Origin of the sequence: Paenibacillus sp. NPDC056933 (assembly GCF_042674385.1) — a bacterium.
Taxonomy (GTDB): Bacteria; Bacillota; Bacilli; order Paenibacillales; family Paenibacillaceae; genus Paenibacillus.
On the sequence record NZ_JBHUQN010000001.1, the window covers coordinates 1134411 to 1150128 of the forward strand.

General features: G+C 47.0%; 11 protein-coding genes. 9 read left to right on the forward strand and 2 right to left on the reverse strand.

Features of this window, described 5'->3' with window-relative positions:
- Nucleotides 1-284: 284 nt before the first annotated feature.
- From ACFTRD_RS05235 to ACFTRD_RS05265, 7 genes are all read left to right on the forward strand, one after another.
- On the forward strand, nt 285-1049 hold the full coding sequence (locus tag ACFTRD_RS05235) for an alpha/beta hydrolase (RefSeq protein ID WP_379378032.1): 765 nt from the start codon (nt 285-287) through the stop codon (nt 1047-1049).
- 11 nt (nt 1050-1060) lie between these two features.
- On the forward strand, nt 1061-2020 hold the full coding sequence (locus ACFTRD_RS05240; protein WP_379378033.1) for an ABC transporter permease: 960 nt from the start codon (nt 1061-1063) through the stop codon (nt 2018-2020).
- 18 nt (nt 2021-2038) lie between these two features.
- Nucleotides 2039-2941: a carbohydrate ABC transporter permease gene (locus ACFTRD_RS05245; RefSeq protein ID WP_379378034.1), complete on the forward strand. Its 903-nt coding sequence runs from the start codon at nt 2039-2041 to the stop codon at nt 2939-2941.
- 54 nt (nt 2942-2995) lie between these two features.
- Nucleotides 2996-4594, forward strand: coding sequence for a type 2 periplasmic-binding domain-containing protein (locus tag ACFTRD_RS05250; RefSeq protein WP_379378035.1), 1599 nt, complete (start codon nt 2996-2998; stop codon nt 4592-4594).
- 134 nt (nt 4595-4728) lie between these two features.
- The gene (gene bglX, locus ACFTRD_RS05255) at nt 4729-6894 is read left to right on the forward strand and encodes a beta-glucosidase BglX (RefSeq protein ID WP_379378036.1); all 2166 of its coding nucleotides are present in this window, start codon (nt 4729-4731) and stop codon (nt 6892-6894) included.
- Between the two features lie 47 nt (nt 6895-6941).
- Nucleotides 6942-10313 carry a GH36-type glycosyl hydrolase domain-containing protein gene (locus ACFTRD_RS05260; RefSeq protein WP_379381191.1) on the forward strand — a complete coding sequence of 1124 codons (3372 nt, stop codon included), beginning with the start codon at nt 6942-6944 and terminating at the stop codon, nt 10311-10313.
- A gap of 99 nt (nt 10314-10412) precedes the next feature.
- Nucleotides 10413-11426 carry a LacI family DNA-binding transcriptional regulator gene (locus ACFTRD_RS05265; RefSeq protein WP_379378037.1) on the forward strand — a complete coding sequence of 338 codons (1014 nt, stop codon included), beginning with the start codon at nt 10413-10415 and terminating at the stop codon, nt 11424-11426.
- Nucleotides 11427-11765: 339 nt separating this feature from the next.
- Here ACFTRD_RS05265 and ACFTRD_RS05270 read toward each other — a convergent pair whose 3' ends face one another.
- Both ACFTRD_RS05270 and ACFTRD_RS05275 read right to left on the reverse strand, forming a co-directional pair.
- Nucleotides 11766-12830: a phosphodiester glycosidase family protein gene (locus ACFTRD_RS05270; protein ID WP_379378038.1), complete on the reverse strand. Its 1065-nt coding sequence runs from the start codon at nt 12828-12830 to the stop codon at nt 11766-11768.
- Nucleotides 12827-13237, reverse strand: coding sequence for a hypothetical protein (locus ACFTRD_RS05275; protein WP_379378039.1), 411 nt, complete (start codon nt 13235-13237; stop codon nt 12827-12829). Before ACFTRD_RS05275 ends, ACFTRD_RS05270 begins: the two co-directional genes overlap by 4 nt.
- Nucleotides 13238-13678: 441 nt before the next feature.
- On the opposite strand from ACFTRD_RS05275, the gene ACFTRD_RS05280 reads away from it, so the two are divergent.
- Together ACFTRD_RS05280 and ACFTRD_RS05285 are read left to right on the forward strand one after the other, a co-directional pair.
- The gene (locus ACFTRD_RS05280; RefSeq protein ID WP_379378040.1) at nt 13679-14335 is read left to right on the forward strand and encodes a response regulator transcription factor; all 657 of its coding nucleotides are present in this window, start codon (nt 13679-13681) and stop codon (nt 14333-14335) included.
- Between the two features lie 140 nt (nt 14336-14475).
- On the forward strand, nt 14476-15699 hold the full coding sequence (locus tag ACFTRD_RS05285; protein WP_379378041.1) for an aminotransferase-like domain-containing protein: 1224 nt from the start codon (nt 14476-14478) through the stop codon (nt 15697-15699).
- The last annotated feature ends 19 nt before the right edge of the window (nt 15700-15718 follow it).

Sequence of the window (15718 nt, forward strand, 5' to 3'; positions counted from 1 at the left end):
GAAAAATCAGTTTTTTGAGAAAAAAGCGCGAAATTTGTAAAAAGGTTATTGACAGGGTTTGCCCTTCGGGATTATGATTTATTCGAAACGATTCGAAGAAATCGCTTCCACGTAAAAAGCGTTGTAATCAAGTCCATGTAAATCAACGTTGGCTATGTTTTGAAACGATTCGAGAAAATCGTTTCGATAACCAAGTGAAATACGGGGGAATCACTGTGGGTTGCAACAAAAAGGCAGAACAACAGAAGCTTACAGACAGCAGCCGACGATGAAAGGGGTTACTTATGGCGCATATAACGATCGAAACCGGATCGCCTACATTATGCATGAATACAAGCATACATGTAGTGTCCAGTGACTCCGGAGACACTTCAGGCGGTACGCTATATTTGCTGCATGGGGCAGGCGATAATGCAAGTACATGGCAACGATTGACTACAATTGAAATGTACGCAGAGCAATATGGCTGTACCATCATTATGCCGGAAGCGAACCGAAGCTATTACACCGATATGGAATACGGCCTGAATTACTTCCATTACATCACTCAGGAGCTGCCTGAATTCTGTAGGCGTCAGCTCAATCTGAATACAGACCCGGCCAAGACTTACGTTGCCGGTCTATCCATGGGGGGGTACGGTGCATTGAAATGTGCACTGACATATCCCGAGAGGTATCGCAAGGTGGTCTCTTTATCAGGTGTGACTGATATTCAGACCAGGCTTCATGATCCGGGAATGCCCTCGGGCATGATCAAGGAAATGAAAGCGGTTTTTGGAGAACGGTTACAGGTAAAACCCGATCAGGACCTGTACGCACTATCTGCCAAGCTGTTGCAGCAGGGTGAAACTTTACCGGATATTCTGAGTTGTTGCGGTGACATCGATCCCTTCGTGGACATGAATCGTAAATTCGCTGAATACATGCAGGAAACGGACTTTGAGTTTCGGTATGTAGAGACGCCGGGAACCCATGAATGGAGATTTTGGGAGCAACACCTGAGAACAATGTTTGATTTTCTGTATAACGACAAGACCAAAGTAGAGTGAGGAGATGCAATTTGAAACCTGCAGCCGAAGGACCTAGCAAAAAGCTGAAGGGAAACTTGAAAGGCAATTCGCTCTGGAGTGAAATCTGGAAGCACAGAATGACGTACACCCTGCTTGTTCCGGGGCTCGTCTGGCTGATCCTGTTTGCCTACATGCCTATGGGTGGCCTGTCTCTTGCGTTTAAAGACTACAAGGCAAACCTGGGAATTTGGGGAAGCCCATGGAGCGGATTTGAGAATTTCAAATACGTTTTCCGGGATCCAACCTTTATTGACGCAGTATGGCGGACGCTGTACATCAACATTCTAAAACTGATTATTCAGTTCCCGTTCCCGATTATTCTGGCCCTGTTGCTGAATGAGTTGCGGATGCGCAGAGGGAAAAAGTGGTTCCAAACGGTGCTTACGTTCCCTCACTTCCTGTCATGGATTATCGTATCCGGGGTAGTTATCAACGTTCTGGCGTATGACGGACTGGTAAACAGCGCACTCGGATTACTCGGATTGCCAACGATTAACTTCCTGGGTTCCGAGTCCAACTTTGTACCGATGCTGCTGTTGACGGATATTTGGAAATCAAGTGGATGGGGTGCGATTATCTTCCTGGCTGCCATTTCCGGTATCGATCAGGATCAGTATGAATCAGCACAAATTGATGGAGCATCCCGTATGCAACAGATGTTCCGCATCACATTGCCAAACATTCTTCCTACAATCACCGTCATGTTCATCCTGTCGGTCGGTGGATTGATGTCTTCCGGTTTCGATCAGATCTTCAACTTGGCGAATGCCGCAACCAAAAATGTTTCGGAAGTATTGGATGTATACATCTATCGGATTACGTTCCAGTCTTCAACGGACTTCTCATTCTCGACGGCGGTCAGCTTGTTCCGTTCCCTCGTGAATATGATCTTGCTGCTTCTCGCAGACAGATTTGCCAAGTGGCTTGGCGGAGACGGTTTGTTCCGATAAGAGAGGAGGAAAAATGAAATGAGCAAGAAAGCTAACAAAAAACCGAGAATTGGTACAGAAAAAATGACATTTCTCGATTACATTATTTTCGCCATATTACTTGTGCTTGCCCTGATGATTCTGATTCCGTTCTGGAATGTCATCATGATCTCGTTCGCAACACAAAAAGAATATGCTGACAATCCATTTTTGATGTTCCCTAAAGAATGGACTTTGGATTCCTATAAGGCGTTGTTCGCTGACGGAAAAATCCTGTCAGGGTACAAAAACACTGTTATTTTGCTGGTCATTGGCTTGCCGCTCAGCTTGTTCCTGACAACAAGCATGGCTTATGGCCTTAGCCGCAGTAACTTCCCGTTCAAAAAGTTTCTCTTTTTCCTGGTATTGTTCACCATGATCTTCAATGGTGGTATTGTACCGCTGTACCTGATCATGAAATCACTTCACCTTACAGGTACGCTGTGGTCCGTTATCCTGGCGGGAAGTTTCAGTGCGTTCAACATGATTCTGATGATGAACTACTTCTATACCTTGCCTGAATCGTTGATGGAATCGGCGAGACTGGATGGAGCAGGAGAGTGGAGAATTCTGTTCTCGGTAGTTCTCCCATTAGCTACACCAATTATGGCTACAATTACGTTGTTCTACGGTGTAGCGTACTGGAACAGTTGGTATGATGCGATGATATTCCTTCGAAAAGCGGATCAGCTACCGCTCCAGAATGTACTCAGAAACATTATCGTCACATCACAGACGAACGCATCCAATGCATCCAGTGTGGATGCTGCCCAAGCAAGCAATTTCTCAATGGGTATGAAGATGGCGGCAGTATTTGTCACCATGGTACCTATTATGTGTTTCTTCCCAATGCTGCAAAAACACTTTGCCAAAGGGGTATTAACAGGGGCAATCAAGACCTGATTATACGTATAGGATTTTGCATTAAAATTCTACTAAAAAACATGGGGGTAAAACATGAAAACGAACAAAAAGTTGTCAGTAAGAGCTCTCTTTGCCATTATGCTGAGTGTAATCATGCTGATGGTGACCGCTTGTTCCAGCCAAGAAGCTTCAGGCGGTAATGAAAAAGATACCGAGGGAAATTACAAAGACAACCTCAATATCTCTGTAGCCAATCTGACGGAAATCAAAAACGGGAATTTGGATAATGATTTCCATAAATTCTGGACAGACAAATTCAATGTAACATGGGAGTACAACTATATTGAGTGGGATTCATGGGGCGAGAAGCTTCGTCTGTGGATCAACTCGGGTGACTTGCCGGATGTAGCGGTGTGGAACTATGTTCATGGTGACGCTCTAAACAGTATTGATCAAGGTTTGTTCTACAAATTCCCGGATGACTGGAAGGAACGCTGGCCTAATGTGGCAGCTGCTTATAAGTTAACGGGGCTTGGTGATAAGTTGGAAGAACTAACAGGTGGAACGTATCTCTTGCCTAGACCGATTTATTTTGAGAACAAACCTGCTGATCCACTCACCAACCAAATCGGTGTCATTGCGCTTCGTAAGGACTGGGCTGAAGCGGTTGGTTTTGAACTGAAAGATGCTTATACAACTACTGAATTGAACGAATATGCTGCGCTTGTGAAAGAGAAAGATCCAGGCAAAGTGGGTAACAAACTTGTACCTCTGTCCTACAATGCGGGAGATGCAATGACGAATATGATTATGCCGAACAGTGTTCATGCCATGACAGACTCTCCGTTCTACAAAGGTGAAGATGGCAAGTTTCACTGGGGACCTGCGGATCAGGAGACTCTGACAGGACTGAAATTGATGCAAAAAGCCTACAAGGATGGCCTGCTAGATCCTGAGTTCTACACTTGGAAAAACAATGAAGGTCAAAACAATTTTAAAGTAACAGGTACAGCCGCAGTAACAAGTCTGGGCGGACTGGCTTCGTACAGACAAGGTCTGGATTCCGATATGAGAAAAAATCTGGGTGTAGATAGTGATGAACTGGTACACACAGCAATTGTATTGGGTGATGACGGGAAATACCGTAACATGGAGCAAGCGAACTTCTGGTCTGCATTGATCTTCAATCCGGACATTAGTGACGAGAAATTCGAACGGATCATGGATCTGATCGACTACTCGGCCACCAAAGAAGGACAATTGCTGATCAACATGGGCTTTGAAGGAAGAGATTGGAAATATGACGAAAACAATGAACTCGTTAGCTTGCTGCCAGAAGGTACTGTCCTGGAAGACAAATACCCGGCACGTTTCGAAGGTCTGTATCTTCTGGGTGACGACTTCAGTGTAGTAAATCCTGCAATCAAAAAGGATTATCGTGATAGAGCTGTGAAGCTGTTCCAGGAAAAAGCAAAACTCGGTACAGAAGGTCAATCACTCGCAGCATACGACTGGGATGTCAACCTGTACGATTCCAAAGCTAAAAGTCAGGCTTCGTTCGACTACCAGAATGAGTATGCCAACCTGATCCTCAAAAGTGGAGATCTGGAAGCGAACTGGAAAGAATGGGTAAACAGCAAAATGTCCCTGGTTCAACCTTATCTGGATGAACTGAACAAAGAATTCAAGTAATCATTCAGTAGTTAGCAAGATGGGATATGACAGATGTATTCTGTCGACCCCATCCATTCGAACCCGGTGCGCGGTCTCTCCCCGAACGCAGCCGGGTTCTTTTTTTCAACAAAATGCAGCGGAGGATAATATCTATGAATAACGAGCAGTTGCTAGACTTGGTGAAACAGATGACTTTGGAGGAAAAAACAGCTCAGCTTCTCCAATTAACTGCCAATTTTTATGAAGGAACGAATGTCGAAGGTCAGATTACAGGGCCGATGGAAGAGATGGGAATCACGGAGCAGTCCGTGGATGCCAGTGGCTCCATTCTGGGTTTGTCCGGTGCACAGGCCATCATTGATGTGCAACAAGCCTATATGAAGAAAAGCCGTCTTGGCATTCCGCTCTTGTTCATGGCTGACGTAGTGCATGGTTTTAAAACGATTTTCCCGATCCCGCTGGCGATTGGATGTTCATGGGATACCGAACTGGCTGAGAAAAGCGCTGAGATAGCAGCACGCGAATCTGCAGTATCTGGTCTCCATGTCACTTTTGCACCGATGGTCGATCTCGTTCGTGATCCGCGCTGGGGCCGGGTGATGGAGACAACAGGCGAAGATCCGTATTTGAACAGTCTGTTCTCTGCGGCATTTGTACGTGGATATCAGGGTGACCGTTTGAAGGATGAGCCGGATCGTCTTGCAGCTTGTGTCAAACACTTTGCAGCCTATGGGGCAGCAGAAGGTGGTCGTGATTACAACACGGTCGACATGTCTGAGCGTAGCTTGCGTGAGTACTATTTACCGGCTTACAAGGCAGCACTGGATGCAGGCGTCGAAATGGTTATGGCTTCATTCAATACCGTAGAGGGCATTCCAGCGAGCGGAAATGAGAAGCTCATGCGTGACATTTTGCGTGACGAATGGGGCTTTGATGGTGTATTGATCTCGGATTGGGCTTCCATTCGCGAGATGATTGCCCATGGCGCAGCTGAAGATGACCGTGAAGCTGCAAATCGTGCGATTCGTGCAGGTGTGGATATTGAGATGATGACTCCTTGTTATGTTCATCATCTGCCTGAACTGATCCAGAGCGGTGAAGTGGACGAAAAGCTCATTGATGAAGCGGTACTGCGTATTCTGCAACTGAAAGAAAAGCTCGGATTATTCGACAATCCGCTGCGTGCAGCGGATCCGGAACGTGAACGCGAGATTGTCTTCTCGAAAGAGCATCGTCAGGTATCGTACGAACTGGCAACCAAATCAGCAGTGTTGCTGAAAAACGACAATCTTGTTCTTCCGCTGAAGCCGGAAGCCCACGTAGCGTTAATTGGACCTTTTGCCCAAAGCGAAGACATTCTCGGCTGGTGGTCTTGTGAAGGTGTCAAAGAGGATGCTGTTAAGCTCGGAACGGCTTTGCAGGAACGTCTAACTGCCGGGAAGGTTCATATGGCTCAAGGCAGCAACGTTCACACCATCACGGCTGAACAGATTGCTGAAGCGCTTGAAGTAGCAAGCAAAGCCGATCTGATCGTACTTGCCCTTGGTGAAGATTCCGAAATGAGTGGTGAAGGTGGCTCGCGTACGGACATTCGTTTGCCAGCAGCCCAACTGGAATTGGTTAAACAGCTCAAAGCAGCGGGTAAACCCATTGCCAGCGTGATTTTCAACGGTCGCCCTCTGGACCTGCATGGTGTATTTGAAGAATCCGATGCTGTACTTGAAGCGTGGTTCCCCGGCAGTGAGGGTGGAGCTGCGATCGCCGACGTATTGACAGGTGTGGTGAATCCATCTGCACGTCTGACGATGTCTTTCCCGCAATCCGTAGGTCAGATTCCGGTATATTACAATCATTTCAATACAGGACGTCCGCTGAATCCGCAAAAGACCGAAGAGCGTTATGTATCCAAATACATTGATAGCCCGAATGATCCGCTGCTTCCGTTTGGCTATGGATTGTCATACACCTCGTTTGAGTATGGTGATCTGAAAGTTTCGAGCCATGAAATGACTGCTGACCAGCCTTTGACGATCCAGGTGGATGTAACCAATACAGGTGAGCGTGCAGGCGTGGAAACGGTTCAGTTGTACGTTCGTGATGTATCCGGTGAAGTTGTGCGTCCGATGCGTGAGCTGAAAGGGTACGTGAAGCTGGCACTCGCGCCGGGTGAAAGTGGTACGGCTACATTTACGTTAAACGAAGAGCAGCTTCGTTATCATCATTCTGATTTGAGTCATCGCAGTGACAAGGGAACATTCCACCTTTTCGTAGGGCCGAATAGCCGCGATACATTGGAAAGTACCTTCAAGCTGGTGTAATTGGACACGGCTCATACAGATGAATGAAGGAGGATATGAATAGAAATATGAAGACCATGAATCAATCTCAAATCAACGTGCAATCCGGCGAGCTGTGCTTTACGTTCTGGGAAAGCGGTGATTTGTTCAAAGCAGTAAGCGGAACAACGATGATTAATCAGTGGATGGCTAGTCCGGTGGACGGCTCCATGAACAATCTGTACTTGCGTTTTCACAGTGAATCCGGTATCCGCTTTGTTCCGATGCTTGGCCTTCACTCCGACAGTCAGATGAGCACGGATGGCAGTCGTATGGTATGGACAGGTACCGCTGAGGGTGTAGGTTATCAAGTCGTTTTTGCTCCGACAGCACAGGGTGTATGGTTCTGGGATGTAACGGTAAACGGTAATGGAGAAGAGGTCGACGTAGTCTATGGTCAGGATGTCGGCAATGCCGATCCTGGTGCAGTACGCAGCAATGAGGCTTACTTGTCGCAATACATCGACCATGCCGTATTCGAGGATGAGAAGCTGGGATATATCGTAGCTTCACGGCAGAATCAGCCGCAGGGCGGGGCTTTTCCTTATCTTCAACAGGGCTCATTAACCCGCGCAGCAGGTTATTCCACAGATGGATTTCAGTTTTTTGGTTTGAGTTACAAGGAAACGAATGTGCCTGAAAGTCTGGGTAAACCGACACTGGCGAATGAAGTATACCAGTATGAATTTGCATACACAGCCCTTCAGTCCGAGAAAGTGGTTCTGAGTGGCGAAGCTCGTTTTGTGTTCTATGGACTCTTTCAGGCCAATCATGCGGAAGCAGTGAAGGAACTGGAATACCAGGATGTTGTCCAACAGGCCTGGGAGGAGTATGAAGCGAAGCGTCAAGGGAATGCAAGCGCAGCACAAACAGCATCCGACGTATTCCCCAAGGTATCTATCCATCCGGTAATGGGTAAGCCTTTGCTTACTTTATCGATGACCGAAGAAGATGTAAATTCTCTTTTTCCAGCTTCGAAGAGACATCAGGAAGAGCGCACTGATGGTGAATTGCTGGCGTTCTTTACAGATACGTATGAGCACATTGTGCTCAAGGAAAAGGAAATGCGCGTGGAACGTCCTCATGGACACATTCTGATGAGCGGCAACAATGTGAAGATGGGACAAAACGTGATCACGACATCTTCCTATATGTATGGCATTTTTAATTCCCATGTGGTTGTGGGTAATACGAACTTCAATAAAATGATGAGCAATGCACGCAGTGCGCTCAACATACCCAAATCATCCGGTCAGCGGATCTATGTCGAGGTTGAGGGAATCTTCCGCCTGCTCACGATGCCTTCCCTGTTCGAAATGGGCTTTAACTATGTTCGCTGGTATTACAAGACAGCTGAGGATACGCTGATCATCACGAATTATACAACGTTGGATACGCCTGAAGTACATCTTCATGTGAAGTCGGAAAAAGGAATAGCCTATCGATATCTGATCACCAATCAGATTACGATGAACGTGAATGAATATGAACTGCCGGTTCATGTTACGGAGCAGAATAGTGAGCTGAGCTTCAAGGCAGATCGCAGATCCCTTAGTGCCGAAGTATATCCGAATCTGGAGTATCGCATGCGGGTAAGCGGAGCGGAAGTGAAGGTTGGCGATGAGACAGAACTGGCCAGTGGAGTAAACGCAGGCGACGCATCACTGACAACGTTACGGCTGGATAGCAGCGCTGAATGGACATTGACCATTCAAGGTCTGTTGGAAGGTGGACAGCCTGCATCATCGACACGCAGCTTTGAAGAGGAGGTGGCTGCCTATCGTGCCTTCTATTCAGAAGTGATGAATGGGTTCCATTTATCCCAGCCTCAAAAGCAGGAAGCAGACGAACTGTTCAAAGTCAATGCTCTTGCATGGTGGTACACTCACAATATGCTGGTGCATTACTCTGTTCCACACGGACTGGAGCAATATGGCGGAGCTGCCTGGGGAACACGGGATGTTTGCCAGGGGCCAGTCGAATACTTTATGGCTACACAAAGGTATGAGCAGGTCCGCGACATTCTGAAGATGGTGTACTCCCATCAGTATGAGGATGATGGCAACTGGCCGCAATGGTTCATGTTTGATCGTTATTTCAAGGTTCAGCAGGAAGAAAGCCATGGTGACATTATTGTTTGGCCTCTTAAAGTACTAAGTGATTATCTGATTGCGACCAGGGATTATTCCATTCTGAATGAAGAAGTACCATATACCGTCAAACATGGTTTTGACTTTACGGATAAGACCGCCAGCGTGCTTGAACATGCCCAGAAAGAACTGGAGTATATCCAGAGCCACTTCCTGCATGATACATTCCTCTCTTCCTACGGGGACGGTGACTGGGATGATACATTACAGCCGGCCAATGCCCAATTGAAGCAATATATGGTCAGCAGCTGGACTGTGGCACTCACGTATCAAACGTTGAAGCAGCTATCCAGAGCACTTGCGCCTGTGAAACCGGAGCTTTCATCCGAATTGGGCGACATGGCAACGGGTGTGAAAAGGGACTTCAGCAAGTATATGCTGGATACTGATGTGATTCCAGGCTTTGTATATATGGAAGATCCGGCACAAGCGAAGCGCATGCTTCATCCGGATGACGGCGAGACAGGTATTCAATATCGCTTGCTCCCTATGACACGAAGCATGATCGCGGAGTTGCTGGAACCAGAGCAAGCGCAATCCCATTATGAACTGATCAAAGACAAGTTGTACTGCCCGGATGGCGTCAGATTGATGAATCGGCCAGCACAGTATGATGGCGGTGTAAGCACCCATTTCAAACGTGCGGAGCAGGCATCCAATTTCGGGCGTGAAGTGGGCTTGCAATACGTCCATGCTCACATCCGCTATGTTGAAGCTATGGCAAAGCTGGGCAACCCGGATGAGGTGTGGAATGGTCTGAGCATCATTAATCCGGTGGGCATACAGGAAGCTGTACCTAATGCTGATCTGCGTCAGAGCAATGCTTATTTCAGCAGTTCTGACGGCAAGTTCAACAACCGCTATGAAGCACAGGAGCAATTCGATAAACTCCGCACCGGAGAGGTACAGGTAAAGGGTGGCTGGAGAATCTATTCCAGTGGACCGGGAATTTATATGAATCAGCTCATTTCGAACGCACTTGGCATTCGCCAGGAAGAGGAAGATTTGGTTCTGGACCCTGTGTTGCCTGTCAGCCTGGATGGAATACATTTTGATTTCCAGTTTGCCGGTAAGAAAGTGACCTTTGTTTATCATCTCACGGGACAATCTGTGCAGCGTGTAGTACTGAATGGCCATGAGTTGGAGACAACAAGATTGCAACAACCTTATCGCCTTGGCGGACTGCGTATCTCGCGTTCGATTCTTGAACAGAGTCTGAGCGAGAACAACGTGATTGAAATGTACAGTTAATCCTGTGGATTTTAACCCGTTTTTTGAATCATGAATAATTAAGATGTCAGGTCCTTCGATTTTGAAGGGCCTGATGAACATAACAGGGGAGCGAAGAATGTGGTCAGTATCAAGGATATCGCCAAACAGGCGGGAGTTTCGATCTCTACCGTGTCGTATGCGCTGAATGGCAGCAACAAAGTGACAGATGAGACCAGCTCCAAAATTTTGGCTATCGCCAAAGAGCTGAACTATGTTCCTAATGCTGCTGCCAGAACATTGAAAAAGAGAGAATCCAAAATTTTGGGTGTATTTCTGACGGATTTTAGCGGTGATGTATACGGAGACTTGCTTAGTGGCATGAAGTCTGTATGTAATGCGCAAGGGTATGATCTGATCGTCTGCAGCGGGACACAATCTCATCGGATGCTACCAGAGCGGATGATTGATGGTGCCGTTATTCTCGATCATACATTTGCGAGCAAGGAACTATTGCAATATGCGGACAGAGGACACAAGATCGTCGTTCTGGACCGGGAACTGGATCATCCAAACATTAACCAGGTGTTACTGGACAATAAGGCGGGAGCTACACTTGCAATGGAGCATCTCATTGAACAGGGACACACGAAGATCTATGTTGTGACAGGTCCGGAAGGTTCATTTGACTCGGCTCAGCGGTTGAAGGCTGTGAGGCAGGTATCGGAGCGGGAAGCAAATGTGGAATGGATTGAGATTACGGGAGATTTCGAGAAGAGTGGCGGAGAACGGGCAGCCGAGCGCATCATTCAGGAATATACGCAGCCGGTTGGTGTATTCTGCCTGAATGACGAGATGGCGATTGGCATGTGTGATCGTCTCGCTGGCAGTGAGTTAAATATTGGTCAGGAGATTAATATCATTGGATTTGATAATATCGAACTTAGCAAATATGTGCAGCCAAGATTGGTCACTATCGATTATTCCAAAAGAAAATGGGGGGCTCTTGCAGCTGAACAATTAATTAAGATTATTGCTGGAGAGCCTGTCGATCATGAACGCATCTATGTAACTCTAGTAGAAGGTGGCTCGGTGAATCGTCAGCTCCAGGAGAGCCTTGTGCAAACGCAAAGCGAAAAGGCGGTCAGCTATTGACTAGGCGTCCCATGTTTTATCCTGTGGATGAGGTGTCAAAAGACGACTGTACAGCAAGAGACAAGGCTTAGAAGAATTGCAACATTCTTTTAAGCCTTGTCTCTTATTATTTGATCCGTACAAAAGTATGAAAAAACCTCTCCAAAGGAGAGGCTTGGCTCTAAAGGCCTTTTGTTTTGTCATTGTTGTAGGATGAAGTGAGAATGCCTGTAATGAAGAGAGTCAATACGATAGCAATAATCCAAAATGTCAGTGAAAATGACATACATGGCACCTCCTGTACAATCTCATTTACTTCTATTATAACCATTATATGAAGAAAAGGAATGCTTCACATGATCATTTGTAAAATAAAAAGTGGGTAGGCACCGGTCTAAGGCTTCCATCCGAAGGATTATTCACAACCCGGTTGTTCACGATCAGTGAGGATGATCCGCCGCCATCCAGATTATAGGCGTCGACTACGCCCAGCTTGTACAACCGGCCTTGCAGCTCTTCGAGGGTGGCACCTGAACTGCCGGCTTCGTTGTAGCCGTCAACCACGATGATCAGCAATTGATCATCTTTGTAGTTGCCGATAACCGTACGTGGAGCCCGCTTGGGTGACACTTTCCATTTGTCCGGGATCACAGTCTTCTGTCCGTTCTGCAACAGCACGGGCACAAATGTGGCTCCGAACTGCGGTTGCAGGCGATCGAGGGAACTTTTGTCGAAAAATTTGCCGCCTACCAGCTTGCCTCCATGATCAAGACCTACAAAAAATAAATCCTTAAAGCTGGCCTGAAAACCGGTCACATACTTGCCGTCCATAACCGTTGTACTCAGCGGGTATCGTTTGCCTCCGCTGTCGGCGAAACCACCTGCATTAATGCCGGCAATGGCACCATTGCGCTTCACCGCCTGCATGGTAGTCTCAGAACGGCCAAGCTCGCTGTCTAGAGCCATCTTCATGGCAGTAGGGTCTTTCAGCTTGATTTTCATGGCATAGCCCTTATAGGAGCCTGGGTTGACTCTGTAAAGTTCAATCGTAAGGCGATCACTGTTTATCCGTTCAAACGGAACGCCCAATTTGGATGAGATCCGTTGATTATAGATCGTTTCTGGACGAGCTGCCTGAACCTTTGCCTTCTGTACAAGGGTAGACATCGTGCTTGTTGTCTGATTGTACAATTGTGTTGTTCTTTTAATAGAAGAAGAAGTTTGAACCGCAGCTTCTTTTGCCCCTGCAAGCTCCTGGCTAATCGCCTGGGTCTGGGAGGTAACAGTCTCCTCAGCCAGACCGGATTCGATGAAGTCTGCAGGTTCAAGCGGTGGACGTATCAGCAGCAGGCATAACATCAGTCCAACAAAAGGAGCAAGTGCAAGCATAAATAAACGATTAACCTGTTTTACCGGTGTAATCATTTGAGCAGATCCATCTTTTTCTGGAGTGTTTCCAGTTGTTTTTTGACTTCGCTCAACTGGGTATACAATTTGTTGCTGTTGTCGGTTTTATCGTTTGCATTATCCTTGGTAAAAGTCAGCAATTCATTAAAGGACTGCACCTGTCCCTGCAGGTCCGATATTTCCTGAGATATCGTTGTTAGCTGCTTTTCGTAGTCGGCTTTGAGCGTTGAAATCTGCTGCTGATTATGGGTCTGAAGCTGAGTTATCATCTGTTGCTGGAGGTGGTTACTATAATAGTAGGCTCCAAGTACTCCAAGTGCAATGAGAACGATCCACATTACCAGAAACAGCTTGACTGAAGATCCGGCCTTGCCTTTGGCGCTCCGGGTGTGATGGATGTCAGAAGGTGGGGCAGAAGGTTTCATATCATCACTCCTGGTCATTTATTGGTACAAAAAATTTTCCAGTCCTCATTCTATCATGCCACTATTGATTACGCAAAAATGAAATTCTTTAAAGAATAGGATAAAAAGAGATTGCATCGGAAGGAAGTCCTAGGATACAATTTCTTATAGATGCAATAAGTAGGAACTTTGGGCAAGTTTTTCGACTTTTTTAGATAGAAATACAGGAAAATTATACTATTTTTTGATCTTTTCTTGTTTGAAAAGGCAAAAGTCCTGATGTTGCGACTGCGAAAGACAGTAGAAATAGAGCTGTTTTTACGGCTTTCTCGTCTGAACTCCTATTTTTCGACATAATACGACTCTTGCTTCTTCTATACACGGACTGTCGCAGGGGGAAAAGCATCATCATGGCTTAGGGTAGAAAAGGAATTTGTCCAATACATAACAGGGGGAAGAACAATGAAAAAAGTATGGCAGGTGGTCATCGTAGATATCCACCCCACCAGCATGCTGGGTACGAAATTAATTTTGGAAGAACAGCAGGATCTGTTAGTCCGGGGGATGACTTCGACCGGGTCGGAAGGCCTTGAGCTGGTGAACATTCACCAGCCTGATCTGATTCTGATGGATTATCGGCTTCCTGAGGGCCAAGCGGATCAGTATATTGCACAGATGAAAAATCTGTCGGCCCATAGCCACATCATTATTCTGACGGACGAAGACAATGTAAAGTTATTTCGTCATCTGATCAGCCTTGGTGCAAGTGGTATGCTGTCCAAACAGGCTTCCCCTAGCCAGCTGATCCATCTGATCTCTGGACTGCGTGAGGGATGTGTCTCCATTCCTTTATCCTGGTTAGCCAGTCCCGAATGGGCCCAGCCTGTCGAATCTTCGGCAGAAGAGCTTATCGTTGAATTAACCGAAACGGAAACTTTTATTATGGAAAGAATTGTACAGGGCGTAACCTATGATAAAATAGCCAGTGAGATTAACGTTAGCAGACGTTCGATTGATAATTACCTGCGTAAAATTTATGTGAAGCTGGATGTAAGCAGCAGGGCACAGGCCATTGAACGTTATGCTTTATATGCGAGGCAGACCAAAACCGTATCCTGACGAGCTTAGTTCCATGGATTCCAATGTACAATGACTCGTCACGTGTTCAGTCAGGTCATATTCAGTGCTGAACCGGAATAGGTTGTAGGGGCTGCGGACTGCGAGCATAGTTCGAATAGGGATGAAAGGGGAACGGACCGATGAAATATTTCTTCGCCTCCCGTACAAACAGGCTTTTGTCATCACCGCTGAGGGATATTCGTGAAATGTCTGGCCGGGATTATTTCATTTCGCTGGCAGAAGAACTGCCTGCGGAGGAGCTATTTCCATTCAAACTTCTGGAAGAAGCAGCGGTCTCTGTATTTAGTTCTGGTCCTTCTGCGTTACAGTATGGCGAGCCGGCAGGGTACGGACCCCTGAGAGAGTGGCTCGACAAAGACTGGAATGCACGCAAGGGCATACGGACGGTTCCAGATCAAATTCTATTGACAACAGGTACTCAGCAGGCTATCGATCTTGTGATGCGATTGTTACTTGAGCCTGGAGATTCCGTACTGGTTGAGCATCCGACCTCTCCTGGTTGTCTTGAGGTTCTGGAAATGCAGGGTGCCAAAATTGTGCCCGTGACAGGTGATGGCGACGGTATTTTGCCTGACCTCTTGGAGCATCACATGCAGCAGGTGAGACCGAAGCTGCTTTTTGCCGCACCCAGCTTTTCCAATCCGACAGGTGTGCTGTGGAGCATGGAGCGTCGTGAGGCAGTGCTGGATCTATGCTCGCGTTATGGCGTGCTGCTTGTGGAGGATGATTCCTATGGCGAACTTCACTTCGATGGTCTGGAGCCGGGGGAATTCTATCGGAGATATCCATCCCTCTTTGCACTGGATACAGCGGATCAGGGTGGACATGTTCTCTATATTGGTTCATTTAGCAAAACCGTAGCACCCGCCCTGCGTACGGGTTGGGCTGCCGGACATCCTGCGCTGATTCAAGCCATGGCTTCAGTGAAAAGGATAGCAGATGGGCAATCCAGTCCGATGAATCAGCGATTGTTATATCAACTGCTGGCCCATTCTCCTTTTAAATGGAGTGATCACCTGTCCATGTTGAATCGGGAGTATAAGACCAGACTCAAACTTATGCTCGAATTATTGAAGCGTCCGGGCTGGAAGGGGTGCCAGTACAGCATTCCTGAAGGAGGAATGTATCTGTGGATACAGCTGCCGGATGGGTTGGACAGCGGGGCGCTGCTCAAGGCAGCTCTGTTAAAGGGGGTATCTTTTCTTCCTGGTTCCCTCTGCTCCACAGGGGCACAGGATCATCGGTACATCCGTTTGAACTTCAGCCATCCCGGTCGGGATGAGTTGTTACTGGGCATGAATCTGATCAGTGAGTCCATAACCGAGTTTACAGCCCGGAGCTAGAATGCTCTTAGGATGAGAA

What these genes read in the sequence shown, in the direction of transcription:
- ACFTRD_RS05250 (WP_379378035.1), top strand. Translation starts at nt 2,996, where the DNA reads ATGAAAACGAACAAAAAGTTGTCAGTAAGAGCTCTCTTTGCCATTATG.
- bglX (WP_379378036.1), top strand. Translation starts at nt 4,729, where the DNA reads ATGAATAACGAGCAGTTGCTAGACTTGGTGAAACAGATGACTTTGGAG.
- ACFTRD_RS05270 (WP_379378038.1), bottom strand. Translation starts at nt 12,830, where the DNA reads ATGATTACACCGGTAAAACAGGTTAATCGTTTATTTATGCTTGCACTT.
- ACFTRD_RS05245 (WP_379378034.1), top strand. Translation starts at nt 2,039, where the DNA reads ATGAGCAAGAAAGCTAACAAAAAACCGAGAATTGGTACAGAAAAAATG.
- ACFTRD_RS05260 (WP_379381191.1), top strand. Translation starts at nt 6,942, where the DNA reads ATGAAGACCATGAATCAATCTCAAATCAACGTGCAATCCGGCGAGCTG.
- ACFTRD_RS05235 (WP_379378032.1), top strand. Translation starts at nt 285, where the DNA reads ATGGCGCATATAACGATCGAAACCGGATCGCCTACATTATGCATGAAT.
- ACFTRD_RS05275 (WP_379378039.1), bottom strand. Translation starts at nt 13,237, where the DNA reads ATGAAACCTTCTGCCCCACCTTCTGACATCCATCACACCCGGAGCGCC.
- ACFTRD_RS05285 (WP_379378041.1), top strand. Translation starts at nt 14,476, where the DNA reads ATGAAATATTTCTTCGCCTCCCGTACAAACAGGCTTTTGTCATCACCG.
- ACFTRD_RS05280 (WP_379378040.1), top strand. Translation starts at nt 13,679, where the DNA reads ATGAAAAAAGTATGGCAGGTGGTCATCGTAGATATCCACCCCACCAGC.